This is a genomic window from Kitasatospora sp. NBC_01560 (genome assembly GCF_045208415.1).
Classification (GTDB): Bacteria; Actinomycetota; Actinomycetes; order Streptomycetales; family Streptomycetaceae; genus Kitasatospora.
Genome location: NZ_CP109364.1, coordinates 9156935 through 9178899, shown reverse-complemented (window position 1 = coordinate 9178899; position 21965 = coordinate 9156935). Strand labels below are relative to the sequence as shown.

The following is a 21965-nucleotide window of genomic DNA, read 5'->3' as shown; positions in this document are numbered from 1 at the left end:
GACACCTTCCCCGTCGGCGGCCCGTTCCGGGGCGCGTCCACCGGGGAACCCATCCGTCATGACCACCAACGACACCCCGGCGGACCCGCCGCCCGGGGGCTCCTACGAGGAGCACCGCGCCGCCCTCGCCACGGAGCTGACGAGACTGTGGCGGAGCCGCTCCCTGCCCCCGATGCGGACGATGGAGAGACGCTCCCCCGCAGGCACCTCGGTCTCGTCCTCGACCATCAGTACCGCCCTCAACGGCAAGCACCTGCCGAGCTCCGACAACTTCGTGACCATCGTCCGCACCCTCCTCTCGTTCGACCAGGACGGGAAGCCGCTCCTGGGGCCGCCACCCGGGACGCAGGACCCGGTGGTGAGGGCATGGCGCGAGAGGTGGCAGGCCGTCGCGGCCCTGCGGACCGCATCCCGGAGCCCGTCACCGGCGCGGAGCGGCACCGCCGGTACCGCCTGCGACACCGGTACCGCCTGCGACGCCGACCGCACGACACTTCTCGGCCGGCTGCTCGCCCGGGAGCTCCGCCCGAAAGCGCGGGGCCGGCGCATCGTCGTCGCCGAGCCGGGGTCGGTGATCCGGCTCCGGGCGGGCAAGGACCGCACCCTGGCCGCGGCCCAGCAGGCCCTGGAGTCGGGCGAGGAGCTGCTGGCCTTCCTGGACCTCAACCACCGGATCAATCCCTTCGCCCGCGGCCGCTACCTCGCCTTCACCACGGCCGGCATCCGCTGGCTCGGCTTGGCAGGCCTGGAGACGTTCGTCACCACCGAGCAGCTCGCCGGGGCCGGGATCCGCCTGCACCGGAAGCGCAGCTGGCACCAGGCCGTCGAGGGCGGCCCGGTGCTCCCGGACGAGACCGTCCACGTGACCATCACCGACGGCCGCCGGGCACTCGACTTCCCCCATGAGGTCCTGGGCGAGGAGCGGAGCGTCCACCTCCTCAGGAGCATCCAGGCACTGGTGGCCGAGCACGCGGCCTGACCGAGCACGCGGCACGACCGAGCACGCGGCCCGACCGCGGACCGACCGCCACGGCGGCGCTCCCTCCCGGCGGACGGGCCCGGGATTTGCCCCAGAGGCAAGAGTTTTACCCTTCAATCAACAATCTGTTTATGATCTCCGGGTCCCCGACCCACCTGCCCGGAGCCCGCATGTCCACGCCACCACCCGCCGCCGGCCCCCGACCCCACCCGCTGCACGTCCTGCGCACCACCGTCTTCGCGATCGGCGCGCTGCTGGTGCTGGTCGGGGTCGGTGTGGTGCTGCGGCAACCGCTGCTGATCCCGCCGCTGGCCGCCAGCGCCGCCCTGGTGCACGGCGCGCCCGGGCTGCCGATCTCCCAGCCGCGCAACCTGGTCGGCGGCCAGCTGCTCTCCGCCGCGATCGGGTTCGCCACCCTCGCGGCGACCGGCTCCACCGGGTGGGGCGCCGCCGTCGCGGCCGGGCTCTCGCTGGGCGCGATGATGCTGGCCAGGCTCTCGCACTCCCCGGCCGCCGCCACCTCCGTGATCGTGGTGCTCCAGGCCCCGCCGGCCGCGCACTTCCTCCCGCTGCTGGCGCTCTCGACCGCGCTGCTCGTGGCGATCGGCCTACTGCCCGGCCGGATCGGCGGCCACCCGGTGCGCTACCCGCTGACCTGGTAGCACCCGCCGCACAGCGCGGTCACCGGCGCCCTGTCGGACCGCCGGTGACCGCGGGGGTACTGCTCAGCACTGGGGCCGACGACCGTGATTGGCTCGACGCTTGGCCCGGGCCTTCTTCTTGCGGCGCCGCTTCGACGACATGGCCTCTCCTCTCGCGACAGGTGCGCTCCCCCGGTTCCACGGTGGCACAGCCGGCCGCCCCGGGCCTCCGGAGCGGCACGGGCGCGGTGGCCCGTCGCTCACCAGTAGTGACGCCGTCCGCCGACCTCGTGGCCGGCCGCGCCCATCAGCCACAGGACCAGGCCGACGGCGACCAGCACCAGGCCGATGGTCCACAGGATCGAGATGCCGGCGACGAATCCGATGACGAGGAGGATGGCTCCGAGAACGATCACGACGACCTCCGGTGGTGTGCCCCCGGTTCCGGCCCCGCTGCTGCGGAGGCCAAGGTGCGTCTGTCCCGTTCCCCGGTCTTCAATCAGGCCGGAGGGCCGGGCCGGCCGGTCAGCGCGGGCCCCGGCGGTGCGGGACGACCCGCAGCGACAGCAGCGCCCGGCCCACGATCGCGCCGCCGTAGACGCAGAACCCCGCCCCGATCAGCCAGGACTGGACGACCAGCACCGTGCCGACCGGCCCGTACGCGACCACGTTGGAGACGATCAGCGGCGCGAACACCAGCCGCGAGAAGGCCCGGAGGCCTGCCAGCGCGAGGACGGTCGCGACCGCGCCCGGCAGCAGCCGGCGCCAGGGGACGCGCGCACCGAGCAGCAGCCGAGGCAGCCACCAGAACAGCAGCACGCCGCCGACCGCCGTGGCGGCGGCGCGCAACGCCGGCTGGGCGGACGTGTGCTGCCAGGGGATCCTGCTCCAGGTCGCCGCCAGGAGGTAGCCGATCAGCCCGCCCAGCGCCGCCACCTGCCGCCAGACGCCGTGCCAGGCGCCGGGCGCCAGCTGCCAGATCCGCTCGTACGCGTTCTGCACCGCCGTCATCAGGGTGACCCCGAAGACGGCGAGTGCGGCCAGGCCGAGCGCGGTGGTGGTACCGAGGACTTCCCGGCGCGAGGCGAACAGCTGCGCCACGTCGGTCGACGAGCGGCCGGACAGGCCCAGCCCGTCGGCGATCCAGTCGGCGATCCCGCCGCCGCGCGCCGGCGACGCGGCGGCGATCACGACCAGCAGCGGCACCAGGGTCACGAAGCACAGCGCCGCGAACGCCAGGGCCCGGTGCATGAGTTCCACCTCGCGGCCGCGCCGCCACACCGCGACGGCCACCCGCCGGGCGTGCCGGGCCGCGGCCCGGGAGCGGCCCGGGCGGGGTGGGCCGGCGTACCGCTCGACGCGCGTCATGGCGGCCTCCTGCCGGGCCGCTCCCTCAACGGCCGTCCGCCGCCGCGTCGGCCAGCCGCTCGCGCAGACCGCCGAGGGTGGCCGCCAGGAGGCGGGAGACCTGCATCTGGGAGCAGCCGATCCGTTCGGCGATCTCCGACTGGGTGCAGTCGCCCCAGAACCGCAGCATCAGGACGGTCCGCTCGCGCGGGAGCAGCTCCCCGAGCAGCGGCCGCACGGACTCCCGGAACTCGACCAGGGTGAGGTTGCGGTCGCGCTCCCCCAGCCGGTCGATCAGCGTACCGCCGCTCCCGTCCGCGCGGTCCTCGCGCAGCGCGTCCAGCGAGTCGGAGCGGTGGGCCCGCCCCACGTCGAGCGCCACGGCGACGTCGGCGGCGTCCAGGTGCAGGTCCGCGGCGAGCTCCGCCCCGGTGGGCGGGCGTCCGAGCTCCTGCTCCAGGGCGGCGGAGCGGCGGGCGACCCGCAGGAAGAGCTCCTGGAGACTGCGCGGGACGCGCACCGGCCAGGAGGTGTCCCGGAAGAACCGTTTGATCTCGCCACTGATGGTGGGGATCGCGTACGTCACGAACACCACGCCCCGCCGGTGGTCGTAGCCGTCCACGGCCTTGATCAGGCCGACGGTGCCGGCCTGCAGCAGGTCGTCCGGCTCGGCGGACCGGTGGCGGAAGCCCGCGGCGACGAACCGCACCAGCGGCATGTTCAGCTCGATGATCGTGCCGCGCACGCGGCTGTAGGCGTCGGACTCGCGCTCCAGGCCGGCCAGGCGCTCGAACAGGGCGTCGCTCCTCGCCCGGGCTTCGGCCTTGCCCATGGCCCGCAGCTCCTCGCGGGTCGGGCGGTGGAGGTCCTGCTCCTGCGGCCGTGGTGCGCGCACGGGCGGCACGGCAGTGGTGACGGCGGACACGGGGTCAGCTCCCTGACTCGCCCCTGCGCGGCCTCGCCCGCCGCGAGGGCTTTGTCACGCCCTGCGGGGCACGGGCTCCACCCGTGGACGGCAGCGGACTGCCGAGGACGGGGGCGCGCAGGAATTCGGGGGTGGGAGACCGTGGGACCCGGCTGCTTCAGGTGACGGCGTCCCGGCACGGTGACCGTGCCGTGAGCCCGGCGGGTGCAGAACCGCCGGTACGGAGGGGGCGCGGGGCCGAGGACTCCGTCAGGTGGTGATACCCGGCCACCGGCGGACGAACCCTTCCGCGCCCCGGCCGTCGGGTACCGGCGGGCAGCCGCCCGGGCCGTGCGCCGGCGCACGGCCGCGCGGTTCAGCCCTGCGGGAGGTCGATCTCGACCCAGACGGCCTTGCCGGGGCCGTCGACGCGCGGGAGGTGCCCCCACCGGCTGGCGAGCAGGGCGACGGTGTGCAGGCCGTGTCCGCCCGCGTGCAGCGGCGAGTGCGGCACGCGCGGCCGGGGCGGCGTGTCGGAGCCGTCCAGCACCTCGATCCGCAGGGTGCCCGCGGAGGCCGCCAGCACCAGCTGGTCCGGTCCCCCGGCGTGCCGGCAGGCGTTGGTGGCGAGTTCGGAGACGAGGAGCAGCACGTCGTCGGCCCGGGCCTGCTGGTCGGGGTCGGCCGTGGGCAGCCAGCCCCAGTCCTCCAGGGCCGACCGGGTGTGGTCCCGGCAGCGTCCGACCACTCCCGGGACGCCGCTCAGGGTCAGCCGGCGGGTCTGGCCCGTGGCGGGCAACCCGGGCAGGACCGACCGACTCGTGGTCCGGTACTCACTGGCGCTCATCTGTCCTCGCTCTTACGACCGACCGGGGCCGGGTGGTGTGGCCGGCCGTTGCTTCCTTGTGCCCGCCGACCCTCCGGAAACACCGGGAACACCGGAAACACGGGCGGGAACGCGCCGAGTCGCGCCTGCCGGGTGCACCGGGGCCGACGCCGCTCGGATCGCCGTTGCGGGGCTGGTGCCGTCAGACGAGGGCGGCGCCGACATCCGCACGGATGTCGAAGACGGCCCGTGCCCCCGTGACCTCGAAGACCCTGGCGACCGCGGGCTGGAGGTCGGCCAGGATGAGCGCGACGTGCGCCCGCTCCGCTTCGGTGCGGGTGTTCAGCAGCAGGTTGAGGCCGGTGGAGTCGCAGAACGAGAGACCCCGGCAGTCGACGACGACCCGCTCCTGCGGTTGCCCGATCGCCTCGTGCAGCCGCTCGCGCAGGAGCGCCGTGCTGTCGTAGTCCAGTTCGCCCACGGGCGACACGACGACGGCCGTGCCCGCCGTCCGCAGCTCGACCCGCAGCCGCCCGACGTCGGGCCCGCCCCCGGGCCGGTGAGGGGCGGCGGTCGGTTCGGGGACGCTGTCGCGCATCGCTCTCCTTCGTCGGGTGGCCGGCTGCACGTACGACCATACGGCGGCATCCGCAGGCAAGGTACGCCACCGGGCGGAACCCGTCGAATGCGCAGGCCGAATGTAGGGGAAACGTGAAGGTTACGGGGCCGTGTGGCGAAGGCAGGCCTGTTCCGGGCGAGGCGGGGCACGTGAGTCCCGTCGTTCCGAGCCAGTGATCACCAGCAGAGGAGAGAGCATGCCGACCGTCGCGTCCCGCCCTTCGACCACTGCCCGCACCAACAGCCCCTCGGCCCCCGCCGCGGCCGGCCCGGTTGCGGGCAGCGACGAGGTGACCTGCCCGGCCGACTTCGTCCGGGTCGCCGCCCGCCTGGGGATCTCCGCGGAACAGCCGGCCGCGGTGTGCCCCGCGGACGCGCGCGAGTTGTCGAAGGTGCTGTTCGCCCGCCTGCACGCCGCCGAGGAGGGCAGCGCCGAGTACTCGTACGTGCGCGGCACGCTGGTCGAGCTGAACATGGCGCTGGTGAAGTTCGCGGCGAGCCGGTTCGCCCACCGCAAGGAGCCGGTCGAGGACATGATCCAGGTCGGCACGATCGGCCTCATCAAGGCCATCGACCGCTTCGACCCGGCGTTCGAGGTGGAGTTCTCCACGTTCGCGCTGCCGACCATCAGCGGGGAGATCAAGCGGTTCTTCCGCGACACCGGCTGGATGGTGCACGTCCCGCGCCGGCTGCAGGAGCTGCGCCTCACGCTGGCCAAGACCAGTGACGCGATGGAGCAGCTGCTGGACCGCGCCCCCACCCCCGCCGAACTGGCCGCCCACCTGGACCTCACCGAGGACGAGGTGCGCGAGGGCCTGATCGCCTCCCAGGCGCAGAGCGCCAGCTCCCTCGACGCCCCGGCCCCCGGCCACGGCGGGGCGGACGGCGGCACCGTGCTGGCCGACCGGGTCGCCCAGGAGGAGGGCGCCTTCGAGACCGTGCTCTGCCTGGAGACGCTCAAGCCGGTCATCGCCGCGCTGCCCGAGCGCGACCGCACCATCCTCTCGCTGCGCTTCGGCGCCGAGCTCACCCAGGGCGAGATCGGCCGCCGGCTCGGCATCTCCCAGATGCACGTCTCCCGGCTGCTCACCCGCATCCTGGCCGGCCTGCGCACCGAGCTGCAGGCCGAGGCCTGAGCGGGCCGGGCCGGAACGGGCGTGGCGGGGCCCGACCGGGGGGCCGCCGATTCGGAGCCGATCAGTGCCGATCGGCGCGGTTTGCCCGCAATGTCCCGGGTAGGAGCCGCAGCGAGCGACTCCGGCGAGGAGGGAGCACCATGACCGTCCCGACGCCCCCGGGGCCCGACACCGAGCCGGTCCCGCACCCGTACCCGGCGCCACGGCCGGGCGGTCCTCCGCCGCCGGCCCCACCGCCCGTCCCGCCCTTCCCCGACCCCGGCCCCTTCCCGGCCCCCGATCCCGTCCCGCCGCCCCGGCCGCAGCCCGCACCGGCGTGACCGCCACGGCTGCCCGGGCCGGGCGGCACGCGGCTGGCGCCGTCCGGGCGGGCGGCGCACAGTGGGGTGCGTGGACGACGCGGCGTTCGGCGCGCTCCTCGGTGACCTCGTCGAACAGGCGCACAGAACCTCGCCGGACGGCCTGGCCGCCCTGGTGCGGCGGACCGCCCGCGCGATGGGCCTGGACGACGCGCGGGTGTACCTCGCGGACGTCCAGCAGACCCACCTCGTCCCGCTCCCCCCGGCCGACAGCGACAGCGACGGCCCGGCGCCTGCCGAGGACACCGCCGCCGCGACGCTGGGCGTGGAGGGCACCCTGGCCGGCCGGGCCTACCGCACGGAGTCGCTCCGGCTGAGCACCGACGGCGCGCCGGTGCTCTGGCTGCCCCTGCTGGACGGCGTCGAGCGGATCGGCGTCCTGCGCGTCACCGCGCCCGCGCCCGCGCCCGCGCCGGACGACGCCACACTCGCCCGCTGCCGCACCCTCGCCTCCCTGACCGCCCTGCTGGTGGCCTCGAAGACGGCGTTCAGCGACACGATCCTGAAGATGGTGCGCACCCGGCCGATGACCCTGCAGGCCGAGCTGGCCTGGGCGTTCGTACCGCCGCGCACCCTCGGCACCGCGGACGTCACGTCCAGCGCCGTGCTGGAGCCGGCCTACGAGATCGGCGGCGACGCCTTCGACCACGCGCTGGACGCGCACCACCTGCACGTCACCGTGGCCGACGCGATGGGCCACGACGTCGCCGCCGGCCTCTCCTCGGCGCTCGCGCTGGCCGGCTGCCGCTCCACCCGCCGGGCCGGCGGCGGCCTCGCCGACATCACCGCGGCCGTCGACCGGGCCCTCGCCGAGTGGGTGCCCGAGCGCCTCCTCACCGCCGTCTTCGCCGACCTCGACATCGCCACCGGCCGCCTCTCCTGGGTGAACTGCGGCCACCCCGCCCCGCTGCTCATCCGCGGCAGCCACGTCGTCCCCGGTGCCCTGGTACGGCCCGTGCACCCCCCGCTCGGCCTCGGGCCCGGCTACGCCGTGCCCGCGCCCGTCGTGCACCGGGCCCAGCTGGAGCCCGGCGACCGCCTGCTCGTCCACACCGACGGCATCACCGAGGGGCGCGGCGGGGGCGGCGAGCTCTTCGGGGAGCCGCGGCTGGTGGACAGCATCCTGCGGGCCACCGCCGCCGGGGAGGCCGCCCCCGAGGCGCTGCACCGCCTCATCCGCTCCGTCCTCCGTCACCAGGACGGGCGGCTCACCGACGACGCCACCATCCTGCTCGCCGAATGGCATCCCCGGGGCGCGGGCCGGGCGGGCGGGTAGGCCCGGTCAGGGCTCGTCGCGGCCGCGCTCCCGGGCCCTCCGTGCGGCGGCCCGGTGCAGCACCAGCCGGGGCAGCAGCAGCCACGCCGTGGTGAACCAGAGCAGCACGGCCGCTCCGAGCACCGCGGAGAGGACGGCGTTGTCCGTCGCGGCCCGGAGCAGCAGCAGGACGGCCGCCGAGATGGTCAGGGCCAGCAGGACGAGGCCGACGGCGATGAGCCGCGCGGCGATGTGGATGAGCTCGGGCTTCAGGTCGTGGCCGGCGAGGAAGCGGTGGAAGGCGACGGGCGCGATGAGCGACCCGGTGGCGAACGCGCCGAGGACGACGGTGACGATGTACAGGTTCTTGTCGAAGGCGGACAGCCCGGCGAAGCGCGGGGTGAAGGCGACGCCGATGAGGAAGCCGAAGATGATCTGCGCGCCGGTCTGCGAGACCCGGACCTCCTGGAGCAGGTCGTTCCACCTGCGGTCGGCGCGTTCCCGGGTCGTCTCGTGGCGCCCGCTCACCGGGGTCGCACCCCCGCGGTCGGCCCGGGCGCCGCGCCCGGCCCGGTGCGGGCCGCCGCCGCGGTCGCCGCCACCGGAGATCACGCGGGACGGCCGGGGTCGGTGCCCGTCGCGTCGCGGTGGGCCGGGGCGGCCGGGGCGACGACACGAACCGGACGGAGCGGACGCACCGGGTGGCCCGGGTGGCCCGGCAGGGCGGTGCGGGCGTCGGACCGGCTCTCCACGGTGCCTCCTCGCGGTGCCTCCGGGGCCACGGACCGGCGGACCGGCGGCGCGTCCGGCCGGGGCCCCGGGTGTGGTCCTGGCCCCCGCCCCGCCCCGGTGCGGCTGCCGGCGCGGAGCGGCCGCCGAACGGCCCGGATGCCCAGTCTGCCGGTGCGCGGGCCGCTCCGCGCGCCGTCCGGCCCGGGTGCCAGTGGGACAGCCCCTAGCGCCTCCGGAGCATGCCCCGGACGAAGGCCGCCTGGCCGATGTGCTGGAGGTCGTCCGCGACGACGCTGATCAGGCGGACGCCCAGGGTGACGGGCGGGCTCCAGGCCTCGTCCACGATCCGCTCCAGCGCGGGGCCGGTCAGCCCGCGGACGAAGGAGAGCGTCCGCTCGTGGACGGCGTCGTGGTAACCGGTGAGCAGCTCCGGGGCGTCGACGCGGACGGCGGCGACCTCGCGGGCGCGGTGGCCGTAGCCGGTCGAGCCGGCCGGGAAACCGAGGGCGAAGCGCTCGAACCAGCCGTCAGCGGTCCAGATCTGTTCGGTGCCGGCGGCATCGGCGATGTGGTCGTCCTGGATCCGGGTCAGGTGCCAGACCAGCCAGACGATCGAGTTCGCCTGCGGGTCGACGCGCGCCGTCAGCTCCTCGGCGGTGAGGCCGTCCACCACGTCGTGGACGGCCTCGTGGATCCGGCCGAAGGCGTCGGCGAGCAGGTCGGCACTCTTCATGGGGACTCCCCGTCCGGGCGCGCGGCCCTTTCGCAGCAGGTGACTGCCGGCATTGTGGACCAGCGGCGCCCGCCGCACCGCCGCCCCGCGCCGCACCCCCGCCGGGCTCACCAGCGTGGGTGCACCCCGGCGCGGAACCTGCGGTCGTACAGCTCCCGGACGGCCGCCAGGGTCTGCTCCGGCAGCGGGTCGAGCTCCGCCGCCGCCGCGTTGGCCCGCGCCTGCCGCGGCGAGCGGGCCCCGGGGATCACCGTCGTCACGCCGGGCTGCTGGACGATCCAGCGCAGTGCGGTCTGCGCCGGCGTCGCACCGGGCGGGACGAGCGAGGCGAACTCGACCGCACCCTCGACGCCTTCGTCGAAGTCGACGCCCGAGAACGTCTCGCCGCGGTCGAACGCGGAGCCGTCCCGGTTGTACGTCCGGTGGTCGGACTCGGGGAAGACGGTGTCCTTGGTGTAGCGGCCCGAGAGCAGCCCGGAGGCCAGCGGCACCCGGGCGATCACGCCCACGCCCGCCGCCCGCGCAGCGGGGAGCACCTCGTCCAGCGGCTTCAGCCGGAACGGGTTGAGGATGATCTGGACGCTCGCCACGCCCGGGCGGGCGATCGCCGTCAGCGCCTCGGCGCAGGTCTCGACGCTCACCCCGTACGCGGCGATCCGCTCCTCCGCCACCAGCGTGTCCAGTGCGTCGAACACCGCGTCCGTCGAGTGGACAGCGGTCGGCGGGCAGTGCAGTTGGACGAGGTCGAGCCGTTCGACGCCCAGGTTGGCCCGGGAACGGTCCGCCCAGGCACGGAAGTTGGCCAGGGTGTAGTGCTCCGGAAGCTGTGGCACGCGGCGGCCGAACTTGGTGGCCACCAGGAGCTGCTGACCGGGGTGGGCGCGCAGGTACCGCCCGATCAGCTGCTCGCTGCGGCCGTCACCGTAGACGTCCGCCGTGTCGAAGAAGGTGACGCCCCCGGCCACGGCCGCGTCGAGGACGGCGAGGGCGTCCTCCTCCCGGACGTCACCCCAGTCCGCACCGAGCTGCCACGTGCCGAGCCCCACCACGGACACCGGACGATCCGTCCGGCCGAGTACGCGCTGTTCCATGCCCCGAGCGTTCCACACCGCCCGCGGGCGCGGGCGGCGACACGACCGCGGCCGGCCGGGGCCCGGCCGGGGCGGGTGTGCGCACCGGGGCGGGCCCGGCCGGTGGCCGCGGCTGCCCGCCGGCCGGGCCCGCGCGGCTCAGTTGACGTGGACCACGGGGCCGCCGGGCTGGGTGGTGTCGGTGACGGGGCCGTAGGTGGCGGAGAAGTAGCCGTCGGCCGGGCAGAGCGCGGAGCCGCCGCTCTTGGCGAAGTGCTCGTTGCGGAAGCCCATGCTGTGGGCGGCGTTGTCGGCGTTGCCGGCGAACGCGCCGCTGAGCTGGTAGGTGCAGGTGATGGCGCCGAACCAGGAGTTGAGCACGGCGGTGGCCTGGATCGGCCCGGCCGCCCCGGCGGTGAGGGTGACCGGGAGCCCGGCGCCGTCGTCGACGGCGATGCCGTGCGGGAGGTTGCCGACCGTCAGGCTGCGCACCGAGGTGACCCCGGTGACGTTGCTGGTGCACGAGCCGAAGGTCAGCCCGGTGAGGGATTCGGTCGCCGTGCCCGGCGCCGCCGGGTTGCTCAGCACCTTGGCCGACAGCTGGGAGGCGGCGCAGGTGACACCGGTGGTGCTGGTCGCGGTCGAGTAGAAGGTGGCGCGGGTGCCCGCGGCGAGCGGTGCGGCGAGCGCATCGCCCGCGGCGACGGCGGTGCCGCCCGCGCCGCCGGTGGTCAGCACCGGGGTGGCGGCGGGGGCCGGTGCCGCCGCGGCGGGGACGGCGCCCAGGGCGAGCACGGCGACGGTGGCGGCGAAGGCGAGGTGGGGGTGGGTGCGCATGGGCATGCCTCTTCCTCGGTGGGGGTGCGGGAAGGCGGAACGTCCGCTGCTCCCGGCCGGGTGGGACCGGGGAGCTGACTACGTTGTAGAGCCGTGTCAGAGCACCGTCAAGGCGATCGGCGGAACTTGCTGACTTTTCGTCAGCAAGGATTTGCCGGGCCCGGATCCCGCCGAGGGCCGGGCCGCGGGCCCGGACCGGCGGCGCACCGCCGCGGCGGTGCGGCACCCCACCGGGCCGGGCTCGTTAGGGTGAGCTGTGGCCCACTTCGTCCTGACCCGCCGTACCGCCCTGCCCCCCGCCGTGTGCCTGGAGCGGCTCACCGACTGGCCCCGGCACGGCGACCACGTGCCGTTCACCCGCGTCCGCGCCTCGCGCGGCACCGGCCGCCTGGTCGGGGACGTCGTCCTGGCCCGGACGCGGCTCGGCCCGTTCGTGATCGACGACCTGATGGAGATCGTCGAACTGACCGCGCCCACGCCCGGATCCGACGGGCTGTGCCGGCTGGAGAAGCGCGGCCGCCGCGTCCTCGGCCGCGCGGAGCTGCGGGTGCGCGCGGCGGGCGGCGGAGCCGACGGCAGCGAGGTCACCTGGGCGGAGGAGATCCGGTTCGCCGGCGTCCCGCGGTTCCTCGACCCGGTCCTCGCGCGGGCCGGCCGGATCGTCTTCGGCCGGGTGCTGGACCAGCTGCTGCGCTGAGCCCGGCCGGGCCGTGCACCGCGGGCGGTCTGCGCAGCGGACGGTCCAGCACCCGGCTCAGCTCCGGGCCGCGACTCAACTCCGGGCCGCGGCCCGGGCCCGGGCCAGGCGGAAGCGGGCGGTGAGGGCCTCCGGCGCGACGATCGGCTCCGGGTAGTCGGGGGCGAACAGCCAGGGGCGGTGCACGGCCGGCCCCGGCAGGTCGGCGAGCTCGGGCACCCAGCGGCGGACGTAGGCGCCGTCCGGATCGTGACGGTCGGCCTGGCGCAGCGGATCGAGGACCCGGTCGGGCCGGGTGTCGGTACCGGTGCCCGCCACCCACTGCCAGTTGAGCTGGTTGTTCGCCACGTCGCCGTCGACCAGCAGGGCGAGGAAGTGCCGGGCCCCGATCCGCCAGTCCAGGTACAGCGACTTGGTGAGGAACGAGGCCGTCAGCAGTCGGGCGCGGTTGTGCATCCAGCCCTCGTGGGCGAGCTGGCGCAGACCGGCATCGACGACCGGGTAGCCGGTGCGGCCCTGCCGCCAGGCCTCGGCCTCCCGCTCGTCGTGGTGCCAGTGGTCGCCCCTGCCGCGGTAGTCGCGGTGCGCGGCGTCGGGCCGCGCCGCGAGCACCTGGTGGTGGAAGTCCCGCCAGGCGAGCTGCCGGACGAACGCCCGGGCCCCCGCGCCGCCGCGCCGCGCGGCGGCCGCGGCCAGCTCGGACGGGGAGAGGCAGCCGAAGTGCAGGTACGGGGAGAACCGGGAGGTGCCGTCGGCCGCGAGATCGTCGTGCCGGTCCGCGTACCCGTCGACGTCGGCCCCCCACTGCCGCCACCGGGCCCGGGCGGCCGTCTCGCCTCCCGGCGGCAGGGCGGGGGAGGCGGGCCGGGCGGTTGGCAGCGCCTCGCTGCCGAGGCCGGCCGGGGTGGTGAGCACCTGCGGCGCGCCCAGCACCGCCCGGCGGGGCGCCTCCTGCCAGGCCCGGTGGTACGGGGTGAACACCGTCCAGTGATCCCGGCCGGCCGCGCCGCCCGGGCCTGCCGGGCCTGCCGGGACCACAGTGAGGGAGGCGTCGTGGACGTGCAGCCGGCCGCCGAACCGCGCGCGCAGCCGCGCCTCGCGGCGCCGGGCGAACGCACTCACGCCGGCGGCGACGTGCACGGTGGCGGCACCGGCCTCCGCCGCGACGCGGGCCGTCTGCTCGGCGGCGTCCCCGTGCCGGACGATCAGCCGGGCGCCGGTCCGGCGCAGCGAGGCGTCCAGGTCGGTGAGGCAGGCGGCCAGGAAGGCCCGCCGGTTCGGGGCGGCGAAGCCCGAAGCCTCGACGGCGGGGTCGAGCACGAACAGCGGGACGACCTGGTCGGCCGCGATCCGAGCGGCGTGCAGGACGGGGTTGTCGTGCAGGCGGAGGTCCTGGGTGAACAGGGCGACGGAGACGGTCATCGGAGTGCCTCGGAGCTGGTGCGGTCGGGGCCGGTGCGGTCGGGGCCGGTCGGGACGTGTGCGGTCGGGTTCTTCGGACTGAACGGCGGCCCGGGCGACCGTCCGAGCCGCCTGTTCGGAGCCCACCGCCCGGCGGATTGGCCCGAGTGGGCCGGCCGCTTCGCAAAGCCGCACCGGGCCGTCGCGCGCCGGGTGCTCCGGCGCCGCTACAGCGCGAACCCGAGCCGGCCGGCCGCGGCTTCGAGGCGGGGTGCCGTCCCCACCAGTTCGCGCACCAGCGGGTGGCTGCGGACGACCTGCGGAGCGCGGCGGTCGGCGGCGAGCAGCTCGTGCGCCGCCTGGTCCCAGTGGCCGGCCCGGGTGTGCGCGCGGGCGCGGTCGATGCCGTGCCGGGCCTGCCGATCGGCCGGCAGCCCTGTCGTGTCCACCCCGTGGACGCGCTCCAGCGCCCCGACGTCCTCGCCCAGTTCGAGCGCCGCGTGGAGGGAGTGCACGGCCCACTCCCCCGTGCCGAACCCCGTCCGGTCGAGGCCTCCCGGAGCGGCGTGCGCGACGGCCGCCGCCGCCTCGGCGAGGTGCCGGGCGGACTCCGCCTGCCGCCCGCCCTGCGCCTCCACGACGGCTCCGACCAGGTGCAGCGTGCCCCAGACGCTCCAGGCCTGCGGGCCGGACCGGCCGAGCAGCTCGGCCGTCGTGGTGAGTCCGGCGTCGACCAGGGCCGCCGCCTCCGGCACGGCTCCGGCCGCGAGGCAGACCTCGGCGCGCAGCCACTGCACGGCGGCCTCCGCAACCGGGTCCGCGACGGCCGCGACCCGCGACCGGGCCTCGTTCGCGGCCACGGCGGCCAGGTCGGTGGCCCCCAACCGCTTGGCCAGCATCGCCGTCTCGTGCAGCGCCTCGACGAACAGGGCGGGCAGCAGGGCGTCCGGGTCCGCTCCGGGGGCCGCCGACACCGCGGTCAGGTCGTCCAGCAGCAGCGTCAGCCCGGCGGCGAGATCCGCGAGCCGGCCCGCCGCGCGCAGCCGGGTCACGGTGCCGAGCCGGCCGCGGAGCCGCTCGACGGCGGCCGACGACGCTCCGGGCCCGGCCGGCGCTTCGCGTGCTCCGGGCGCTCCGGGCGCGGGCGGGAGCCCGGTCCGCAGGACGGCCGGTCGCAGCGCGGCGAGCGCCCGGTGGGCGGGGGCCGTCACCCCGTCCTCCCGTCCGCACGGCAGGCCGAGGAGGTCCGCGGGGGCGACGCCCAGGGCCTCGGCCAGGGCGTGGACCATCGCGTACCGGTCCAGCCGCCGGTGCCCGGACTCCACGGCCTTCAGCCAATCGGCGTTCCGGCCGACCGCCTCGGCGAGCTCGGCACGGGTGACGCCGAACGCCCGGCGGAACCGTCCGACCCGCACCCCCACACCCGTCTTGGCGTCCACGGCACCTCCAGCTCGTTCGGCGGCCCGGCCGCGCGGACCGGCGGGATGTCCAGGACGGTCCGTGCCGTGCGGGGCCTTCATGATCTCTCACCGGCCGCCCGCCGCCCGGGGCGCAGCGCCGACGGCGCCGCCCGGGCCGCCCCGGTCACGGCCCTGCCGCGCCCAGGACGGCGGGCAGCCGGTGCGCCACCTGGTCGGCGAGGCGTTCGAAGGCCGGGCGCAGGAAGGGGGAGGCCAGCCGCGCCACGCCGTGGAAGCGCAGGTGGGCGCGGTAGACCACGAGGCTGTGGCCCGCCTCCGGCCGCACCGCGATGTCGTCGGTGGCCGTGACGGTGCGGTTGCGGCCGACGAACACCAGGCGGTCCAGCTCGTAGCGTTCGAGGCGGTAGGAGAGTTCGGTGCGGCGGCCGCGGAAGCGGGAGACGTTGCGCCAGCACGCGCCGACGACCACCGGCCCGTCGTCCAGACGGGTACAGCTCTCGGTGCCCGGGTCCCACTCGACGGTGTGGCCGAAGTCGGCCAGGTACCGCCGGACCTCCTCGGCCGGGCGGCCGACCGGGATGCGGCGCTCCACGGTGATCATCGAGTGCTCCTTCGGCTCGCGGTGCCGGTGTGCGGGGCAGACAACTCCTCGGCGCATTCGGCGCGGAGGGCGCCGCGGATTGGGGTCCGGAGGGGATTCTGCGTCGCGGGGCCGGCTCCGGCGCCCCGGCGTTCTTCGACCACCGCGACCCGGCCGTCGCCGCCGAGTTCGGCCACCGGCGCCCGACCGGCTGGGCCCGGCCCGGGGCGCCGGGGAGCCCGGTCCGCCGCGGTGGCTACAGTGTGCGCATGACGCTCTCGGCAACGATGATCACGGTGGACTGCGCGGAGCCGCAGGAGCTCGCCCGGTGGTGGGCGACGGCCCTGGACGCGGAGATCGTCCAGGACTTCGGCGAGTTCGTCGTGGTCGGGGCGCAGCCGGTGGCGCTGGGGTTCCAGCGCGTCCCCGAGGGCAGGCAGGGCAAGAACCGCGTCCACGTCGACTTCGCGTCGCAGGACCGCACCGCCGAGGTGGAGCGGCTGGTGGGCCTGGGCGCCACGGTCGTGGACGAGCACAGCGTGCCGGGTCTGACCTGGGCCGTGCTGCAGGATCCGGCCGGCAACGAGTTCTGCGTCAGGTAGCCGGGGCAGCCGGGCCGGTGGGCCCGCGGGCGCGTCCGGCGCTCGGGGCCCGTGGTGCGCCGCCCGTCAGTGGCGGCCCGTCAGGTGGGCGAGAGCCTGCTCGGCACTGTCGGGGGCGAAGGCGCCGTCGATGCCTTCCGCGGCGCCCGCGGCCGCCTCGGCGGACCGGGGCAGCAGGACGTCCTCGTAGGCGGTGACGGCGGCCTCGACGGTGGGGTGGTCGATCAGGGCGCGCGCGAGGTCGGCGCCGTCGAGCATGGCGAGGTTGGCCCCCATGCCGGAGAACGGCGACATCAGGTGCGCGGCGTCACCGAGGAGCGTGACGCCCGGGGTGCGGGGCCAGGTGTGCGGGACGGGCAGGGCGAACAGCGGCCGGTTGACGTAGCCGCGGTCGGTGTCGGTGACGAGGCCGAGCAGCTCGTCGCCCCAGCCGGCGAACTCCGCCAGCAGGGCGGCCCGGACGGCCCCGGGGTCGGCCGGGTCGACGCCGGCCAGCCGGTGCCAGGCCTCGTCGGTGCGCAGGCCGACGTAGACGCGGATGTGCCCGCCGCTGTTGCGCTGGGCGATCAGGCCCCGGTTGTCGTCGAGGGCCATCATGGTGCCGTTGCCGGTGAGCGCGGCGAGCCGGGGGTGGCGGGTGTCGGCGTCGTCGAGGCCGGTCTCGACGAAGGTGACGCCGGTGTAGGCGGGGCGGGCGTCCGACACGAGGCCGCGGACCACGGACCAGGCGCCGTCCGCCCCGACCAGCAGGTCCGTCTCGCTGGTGGTGCCGTCGGTGAAGTGCAGGCGGTGGGTGCCGTCACCGAGCGGCTCGGCCCGCTCCAGCCGGTGTCCCCAGCGCACGGTGCCCGGGGCGAGGGAGTCCAGCAGGAGGTCGCGCAGTTGGCCGCGGTCGATCTCGGGGCTGCCGGCGGCGACGGCGTCCGCCGGGGGGAGGGCGTCGACGAGGACCGTCCCGTCCCGGCCGACCAGGCGCAGGTGGCCGCCCTCGGGGCGGGACAGGGCGAGGAACTCGTCGAGCAGACCGGCTTCGTGCAGGGCGTGCCGGCCGGAGGCGGCGTGCATGTCGAGGGTGCCGCCCTGGGGCCGGGCCGTACGGGAGGCGTCGCGGTCGTGGACGGTGACGGCGATGCCGTGGCGCTGGAGGATGCGGGCGCAGATCAGGCCGCCGGGGCCGGCGCCGACGACGGCGATCCGGGGGGTGCTGGTGGTCATGGGGGTGCCTTCCTTCTGGGGGATCGGGCCTTCCGGGGGCTCGGGCGTCCGGGGCTTCGGCCCGCCGGCCGCCCGGCTACTCGGCGCCGGGCTACTCGGCCGCTCGGCCGCTCGGCCGCTCGGCCGCTCGGCCACAAAAACACACTGACCCAAAAAGTGCAACGACACAACCTTTTGCGCTGTGCCCTTTTTTCTCCCGCACACGTTTTTGCCCCGCACACCTTCCGGTACGATGCCGGCATGGATGCCACCGTCGGCCGCCGCGAGCGCAAGAAGGCCGCCACCCGCCGAGCACTCGCCGACGCCGCCCTGAACCTCTTCCTGGAGCACGGCTACGACCGGGTGACCCTCCGGGACGTCGCCGAGGCAGCGGACGTGTCGACCACGACGCTGCTCAAGCACTTCCCCGGCAAGGAGGCCCTGGTCTTCGACCAGGAACCCGACCAGGAGGCCGGTCTCCTCGCAGCCGTGCACGACCGGCCGCCCGGCCGGTCCGTCCCCGCCGCGCTGCGCGAGTACGTCGAACGCGCCCACCTGCGCACCACCGGCACCGACGACGCCGCCTTCCGGGCCTTCGCGGAGCTCGTCAGGACCACCCCCGCCCTGAGCGAGTACTCCCACCGGATGTGGGCGCGCCACCAGGGCGCCCTCGCCCGGGCCATCGCCCGGGACACCGGCGCCGAGGCGGACGACCCCCGGTGCGCCGCCCTCGCCCGGTTCGCCCTCGAAGCCTCGGCCCTCGCCCGCGACGCCGACGACCCGGCACGGGCCCTCGACGCCGCCTTCGACCTCCTGGAGAACGGCTGGAACGCCGGGTAGCCGCGCCGTGGCCCGCACGGGCCGCCCGGGTGACACTGGAGACAGCCAGGGGCGACGAGGTTCGCCCTCGACGCCACCGGCCGCTCGCGACCGATGCCGACCGCGCTCGATGCGGCAGTACCGCGGTGCCGCGGTGCCGGTGAGCCCTCCCCCGGCACGGGAAGGAGGCCGTCGTGAGCGATCCGCACCGCCTCGCCGCCGTGCGCCGCCTCCTCCGCGGACGGCGACCGGCCGGTCCCACCGCGCGCCCCGCCGAACCACCCGCCGGCCCGACCCGCGCCGCCCAGCTCCGCGCGCTGCTGCCGCTGCTGGAACGCGCCGTGCTGCTCCAGCCGGACGCCGAGGTGGTCGTCTGGGGCTGCTCCGCGCCCGGCAACACGGAGGGGAGCCTCGCCCTGCGCGCCAGCATCGTCCAGATCGCCTACTGGAAGCTGCGCCGCGATCTCCAGACCGTCCGGGCCGACCCCGCGCTCAAGGACGAGATCCAGCGCCTGCTGCTCTACCACGAGTGGTACGTCCACGACGCCGTCGCCTGCGCGTACGCCCCGGTGCAGTCCCGGCAGCTCGTCGAGAGCCGCACCCGCCTCACCGGCCTCGGCACCCCCGCCGCGCTCCTGCGCGACCTCCACCACCGCCTCGGCGAGGAGCTCGCCGCACTGACCGGCCCGCCCGGCGCCCGATGAGGGCACCGCCGGCCGGGGCCACCCCCGGGAGGAATCCTTGCGTCTCACCGACACCCGCACCGGCAGCGCCGCCGAGATCCGGCCCGCCCACCACGGCCTGCTCCGCGTCGCCGTCCACCTCGGACACCCGGGGCGCCCGTTCGACCTCTCCGACCTGCGCGCCCTGCTGACCGCCGACGTGCTGCGGCGCGCCGGCGAACTCGGCGGGCGGCTCCAGGTCAGCCTCGCCTGGGCCCACCCCGCGCTGCCGCCGGGCCAGGTCGCGGAGCTGGCCCGGCAGGCCGATCTGCTCGGCGTCCACCCGCCCGACACCGACCACCCGGCCGGCCCGGCGGACGTGCACCTCCTCGCACCGGGCACCGACGCCGGCCGCCCGGCCACCGGTGCCGTCGTGGCCGCCACGACCCCGGCCCGGCCGCCGGTGACCGGCGAGCCGCCGCTCGGCTTCCTGGAGCACGGCGGGGCGGAGCCGCTGGCCGTCCGCCTCGCGCTGCTGCGCCACTCCTACCGGGCGCCGGTCGACCTCACCCGCCGGACCCTCACCGACGCCCAGGAGACGCTGGACCGCTGGCGGCGGCTGGTCGCCTACTGGGCCCAGGAGCCCTCGCTCCCCGTGCTCGCCGACCCGCTGCGCCGCTCCCTCGCCGCCGTCGGCGACGACCTGGACACCGCGACGGTCCTGGCGGAGCTGGACGCGCTCGCCGACGGGCCCGACCCGGCCGGCGCCGGGTTCGAGACCTCCGTGCGCCTCGACCGCATCCTCGGCCTCGAACTCCCCCGCGACATCGGCCGGTCGGCACCCCGGCCGGTCGGCTGAACCGGCGCCGGCCGAACCGGCATCACCGAGGAGCCGGCGCGCCGGGGCCCGGGGCCCGGGGCGCCGCACCCCTCGTCGATCCCGCCGGCTCACGACCGCGCGGCGTCCTCCAGGGCACCCTCCCGAACGGGAGCCCCGGAGCCGGGGCGGTCCGGACCGGCGACCGGATCAGCGGCCGCATCGGTGGCCGAATCGGCGGCCGGGGCCGCGGCACGCAGCGCCGCCTCGACCTGGCGGTTGCCGGTCATGGTCGCGGTGACGGCGGTCATGGTGAGGAGGAGACCGGCGGCGACGTAGAGCGGGGTGCGCACGTCGTAGGCGGTGGCCAGCCAGCCGCCGAGGAAGGCGCCGAACGGGGCGGCGCACATGGCGAGCATGCGGGAGGTGGAGGCGACCCGGCCCATCAGGTGGGCGGGGACGATCGCCTGCCGGAGGGAGGGGGCGAGCACCATCGTGGCGCCCATGCCCGCCCCGCAGACGGCGAGCGCGAGGCCGGCGACGTACGGGTTCGGGGCGAGGGCGAGGCCCAGGACGGCGAGCCCCTCGACCGCGGCCGTGCAGGTCAGTGCGGTGCCGGTGCCGAGCCGCCGGCCGAGGAAGGAGGCGATGCCCGCGCCGAGCAGACCGCCGGTGGCCTCCGCCGTCAGGAGCAGGCCGAAGCCGAAGGTGCCCGTGCCGAGCCGATCGTGTGCGAAGAGGGCGAGGACGGTCTCCACGGCGAGGAAGGCGACGTTGCCGACCGCCGGGCGCAGCGCGAGCCCGAGCAGCAGCTGGTTCCGGAAGACGTACGAGGCGCCGGCCCGCGCCTGCCGCAGCAGCGACTCACGGGCCTGCGGCACGGGCCGGGGAGCGGCCGGCAGCGACCGGACGAGCAGGGCGGAGAGCGCGAACGACACCGCGTCGGCGAGCAGCGGAACAGCCCGCCCGAGCGCGAGCAGGGCGCTGCCCGCCGGCGGCCCCGCGAAGCCGGACGCGGCAGTCTGGGCGCCGCGCAGACGGGAGTTGGCGCGCTCCAGGAGTGCGGGGTCGCGGCCGAGAAGATCCGGCAGGTAGGCCGTGGCGGCGGTGTCGAAGAAGAGCCCGCCGAGGCCGAGCAGGAAGGCGACGGCCGCGAGCAGGGGAATGCTCAGTGCGTCGAGCGCGGCCGCTGCCGCCGGTATCACGAGCAGTGCCGCACGGGCCGCGTCCGTCACCCACATCGTGCGCCGGCGGTCCCAGCGGTCCACCAGCGCACCGCCGAGCACGCCGAAGAGCAGCCACGGCAGCGTTCCGGCGGCCGTGACGACGGCGAGCGCCATCGGATCCCGCGTCAGCGTCAGTGCGAGCAGCGGCAGCGCGGCATGCGTCACCCCGTCACCGAGCGAGGACACCGTCTGCGCCGTCCAGAGCCGTCCGAACCCGGTCGGCAACGTCGAAACGTCCGAGCTCACTCGGCACCCCCGTCGGCCTGCGCGCGGGCTGCCGGGTGGAACAGCGCGAAGACGAGCGACGCGTCCGGCAGGGACGGGTCGGACAGCGCCCGGTACTCCTTCGCCAGCGCCTGCAGCCGGGCCCCCAGCTCCGCGAACTGCCCCTCGGTGAGGCGCAGATGCATCATCCCCACGTGCCGCTCACCGTCCGCCGGCGACGCCTCCAGATCCGCCACGGCGTGCCGCATCAGCACGTCCGGGCCGCCCTCGCCCGGGTCCGGCAGCACGATCGCCCGTGCGGCCATGGCGTAGTAGCGCTCGGTGACACCCCGGACCTTCCGGGTCCGTACCACCTTCACCAGGCCGGCCCGTTCGAGCAGCCGTACGTGGTAGCTGGAGCTGCCCTTCGCGAGGCCCACCCGCTCGGCGATCTGCGTGATCGTCGCGGGCTCGAAGCGGAGCACGGCCATGATCCGGTGGCGCGTGAGGTTGGAGACCGCGCGCAGTTGCTCGTCGGTGGTGACGTGGAACGTCTCGGGAAGATCCTCGGTTGGCATGTCCCCAATGGTCAACGTTTCTTGACCATTGGTCAAGGGGTTTCCCCGAACTCCCCGGATCGACCGCCCGGCACGCGGGGCCCGCCACCCTCCCGGCACGCGGGGCCCGCCACCGCCCCGACCCGCACCGGGCACCTTCGGCCCACCCCGAACGGGGGCACTCGCACCCGGATTCGATGCCGTCGGACTATTGATAGGAAACTTTACTTTCTCCTAGACTGCTGCCCGGCGGCTTGGCGCGGCCCCCGGCCCGATGGGGTGTGACGCGCTCAGCGAGAGCTCTGACCCGGCCGCCGCGGTGGTGCGGCCGCCGCTTTGCCGGTGGGT

At 76.1% G+C, this 21965-nt stretch carries 25 protein-coding genes; 9 read left to right on the top strand and 16 right to left on the bottom strand.

The window, feature by feature from the left end; genetic code table 11:
• Positions 1-58: 58 nt before the first annotated feature.
• Together OH807_RS39170 and OH807_RS39165 are read left to right on the top strand one after the other, a co-directional pair.
• Entirely contained in the window at positions 59-979 is a 921-nt protein-coding gene (locus tag OH807_RS39170) for a hypothetical protein (RefSeq protein WP_406209589.1), read from the top strand.
• 170 nt (positions 980-1149) lie between these two features.
• A complete protein-coding gene (locus OH807_RS39165; RefSeq protein ID WP_406209586.1) occupies positions 1150-1641 on the top strand; it encodes an HPP family protein in 492 nt (163 codons plus the stop codon).
• A gap of 239 nt (positions 1642-1880) precedes the next feature.
• Here OH807_RS39165 and OH807_RS39160 read toward each other — a convergent pair whose 3' ends face one another.
• The 5 genes from OH807_RS39160 to OH807_RS39140 all read right to left on the bottom strand — a co-directional run bounded on the left by OH807_RS39160 (position 1881) and on the right by OH807_RS39140 (position 5295).
• The gene (locus OH807_RS39160) at positions 1881-2036 is read right to left on the bottom strand and encodes a DUF6131 family protein (protein ID WP_406209583.1); all 156 of its coding nucleotides are present in this window, start codon (positions 2034-2036) and stop codon (positions 1881-1883) included.
• Between the two features lie 109 nt (positions 2037-2145).
• Positions 2146-2988: a YhjD/YihY/BrkB family envelope integrity protein gene (locus tag OH807_RS39155; RefSeq protein ID WP_406209580.1), complete on the bottom strand. Its 843-nt coding sequence runs from the start codon at positions 2986-2988 to the stop codon at positions 2146-2148.
• Between the two features lie 25 nt (positions 2989-3013).
• Positions 3014-3892 (bottom strand): SigB/SigF/SigG family RNA polymerase sigma factor, encoded by an 879-nt coding sequence (locus tag OH807_RS39150; protein WP_406209577.1) that lies wholly within the window; start codon positions 3890-3892, stop codon positions 3014-3016.
• A gap of 355 nt (positions 3893-4247) precedes the next feature.
• Positions 4248-4718 (bottom strand): ATP-binding protein, encoded by a 471-nt coding sequence (locus OH807_RS39145; protein WP_406209574.1) that lies wholly within the window; start codon positions 4716-4718, stop codon positions 4248-4250.
• A 181-nt stretch (positions 4719-4899) separates the two neighbouring features.
• Positions 4900-5295 (bottom strand): STAS domain-containing protein, encoded by a 396-nt coding sequence (locus tag OH807_RS39140; protein ID WP_406209571.1) that lies wholly within the window; start codon positions 5293-5295, stop codon positions 4900-4902.
• Positions 5296-5512: 217 nt separating this feature from the next.
• Between OH807_RS39140 and OH807_RS39135 the strand changes: the two genes are divergently transcribed.
• Both OH807_RS39135 and OH807_RS39130 read left to right on the top strand, forming a co-directional pair.
• Positions 5513-6451: a SigB/SigF/SigG family RNA polymerase sigma factor gene (locus OH807_RS39135; RefSeq protein ID WP_406209569.1), complete on the top strand. Its 939-nt coding sequence runs from the start codon at positions 5513-5515 to the stop codon at positions 6449-6451.
• A 390-nt stretch (positions 6452-6841) separates the two neighbouring features.
• Positions 6842-8086, top strand: coding sequence for a PP2C family protein-serine/threonine phosphatase (locus OH807_RS39130; protein WP_406209566.1), 1245 nt, complete (start codon positions 6842-6844; stop codon positions 8084-8086).
• A 6-nt stretch (positions 8087-8092) separates the two neighbouring features.
• Here OH807_RS39130 and OH807_RS39125 read toward each other — a convergent pair whose 3' ends face one another.
• The 5 genes from OH807_RS39125 to OH807_RS39105 all read right to left on the bottom strand — a co-directional run bounded on the left by OH807_RS39125 (position 8093) and on the right by OH807_RS39105 (position 11443).
• Entirely contained in the window at positions 8093-8593 is a 501-nt protein-coding gene (locus OH807_RS39125) for a DUF6328 family protein (RefSeq protein WP_406209563.1), read from the bottom strand.
• 80 nt (positions 8594-8673) lie between these two features.
• Complete coding sequence (locus OH807_RS39120; protein ID WP_406209560.1) at positions 8674-8817, bottom strand: hypothetical protein; 144 nt, start codon at positions 8815-8817, stop codon at positions 8674-8676.
• Between the two features lie 203 nt (positions 8818-9020).
• Entirely contained in the window at positions 9021-9530 is a 510-nt protein-coding gene (locus tag OH807_RS39115) for a DinB family protein (RefSeq protein WP_406209557.1), read from the bottom strand.
• Positions 9531-9637: 107 nt separating this feature from the next.
• Positions 9638-10621: an aldo/keto reductase gene (locus tag OH807_RS39110; protein WP_406209555.1), complete on the bottom strand. Its 984-nt coding sequence runs from the start codon at positions 10619-10621 to the stop codon at positions 9638-9640.
• A 138-nt stretch (positions 10622-10759) separates the two neighbouring features.
• Positions 10760-11443, bottom strand: a complete 684-nt coding sequence (locus tag OH807_RS39105) for a Tat pathway signal sequence domain protein (RefSeq protein ID WP_406209552.1) — start codon at positions 11441-11443, stop codon at positions 10760-10762.
• Positions 11444-11693: 250 nt separating this feature from the next.
• On the opposite strand from OH807_RS39105, the gene OH807_RS39100 reads away from it, so the two are divergent.
• Positions 11694-12134, top strand: coding sequence for an SRPBCC family protein (locus tag OH807_RS39100; RefSeq protein WP_406209549.1), 441 nt, complete (start codon positions 11694-11696; stop codon positions 12132-12134).
• Positions 12135-12209: 75 nt separating this feature from the next.
• Here the strand turns inward: OH807_RS39100 and OH807_RS39095 are convergent, their stop codons facing one another.
• From OH807_RS39095 to OH807_RS39085, 3 genes are all read right to left on the bottom strand, one after another.
• Positions 12210-13556 (bottom strand): cryptochrome/photolyase family protein, encoded by a 1347-nt coding sequence (locus tag OH807_RS39095; RefSeq protein ID WP_406209547.1) that lies wholly within the window; start codon positions 13554-13556, stop codon positions 12210-12212.
• Positions 13557-13762: 206 nt separating this feature from the next.
• A complete protein-coding gene (locus OH807_RS39090; protein WP_406209544.1) occupies positions 13763-14974 on the bottom strand; it encodes a helix-turn-helix domain-containing protein in 1212 nt (403 codons plus the stop codon).
• Positions 14975-15119: 145 nt separating this feature from the next.
• Entirely contained in the window at positions 15120-15557 is a 438-nt protein-coding gene (locus OH807_RS39085; RefSeq protein ID WP_406209541.1) for an SRPBCC family protein, read from the bottom strand.
• Between the two features lie 248 nt (positions 15558-15805).
• On the opposite strand from OH807_RS39085, the gene OH807_RS39080 reads away from it, so the two are divergent.
• On the top strand, positions 15806-16138 hold the full coding sequence (locus OH807_RS39080; protein WP_406209538.1) for a VOC family protein: 333 nt from the start codon (positions 15806-15808) through the stop codon (positions 16136-16138).
• A gap of 66 nt (positions 16139-16204) precedes the next feature.
• On the opposite strand, the gene OH807_RS39075 is transcribed toward OH807_RS39080, so the two are convergent.
• Positions 16205-17353, bottom strand: a complete 1149-nt coding sequence (locus tag OH807_RS39075) for an FAD-dependent oxidoreductase (RefSeq protein ID WP_406209536.1) — start codon at positions 17351-17353, stop codon at positions 16205-16207.
• A gap of 240 nt (positions 17354-17593) precedes the next feature.
• On the opposite strand from OH807_RS39075, the gene OH807_RS39070 reads away from it, so the two are divergent.
• From OH807_RS39070 to OH807_RS39060, 3 genes are all read left to right on the top strand, one after another.
• Positions 17594-18172, top strand: a complete 579-nt coding sequence (locus OH807_RS39070; protein ID WP_406209533.1) for a TetR/AcrR family transcriptional regulator — start codon at positions 17594-17596, stop codon at positions 18170-18172.
• 173 nt (positions 18173-18345) lie between these two features.
• Positions 18346-18855, top strand: coding sequence for a hypothetical protein (locus OH807_RS39065; protein WP_406209531.1), 510 nt, complete (start codon positions 18346-18348; stop codon positions 18853-18855).
• 37 nt (positions 18856-18892) lie between these two features.
• Positions 18893-19672: a hypothetical protein gene (locus OH807_RS39060; RefSeq protein ID WP_406209529.1), complete on the top strand. Its 780-nt coding sequence runs from the start codon at positions 18893-18895 to the stop codon at positions 19670-19672.
• 89 nt (positions 19673-19761) lie between these two features.
• On the opposite strand, the gene OH807_RS39055 is transcribed toward OH807_RS39060, so the two are convergent.
• On the bottom strand, positions 19762-21081 hold the full coding sequence (locus tag OH807_RS39055; RefSeq protein WP_406211425.1) for an MFS transporter: 1320 nt from the start codon (positions 21079-21081) through the stop codon (positions 19762-19764).
• 17 nt (positions 21082-21098) lie between these two features.
• Entirely contained in the window at positions 21099-21638 is a 540-nt protein-coding gene (locus tag OH807_RS39050) for an ArsR/SmtB family transcription factor (protein WP_406209526.1), read from the bottom strand.
• Positions 21639-21965: the final 327 nt, after the last annotated feature.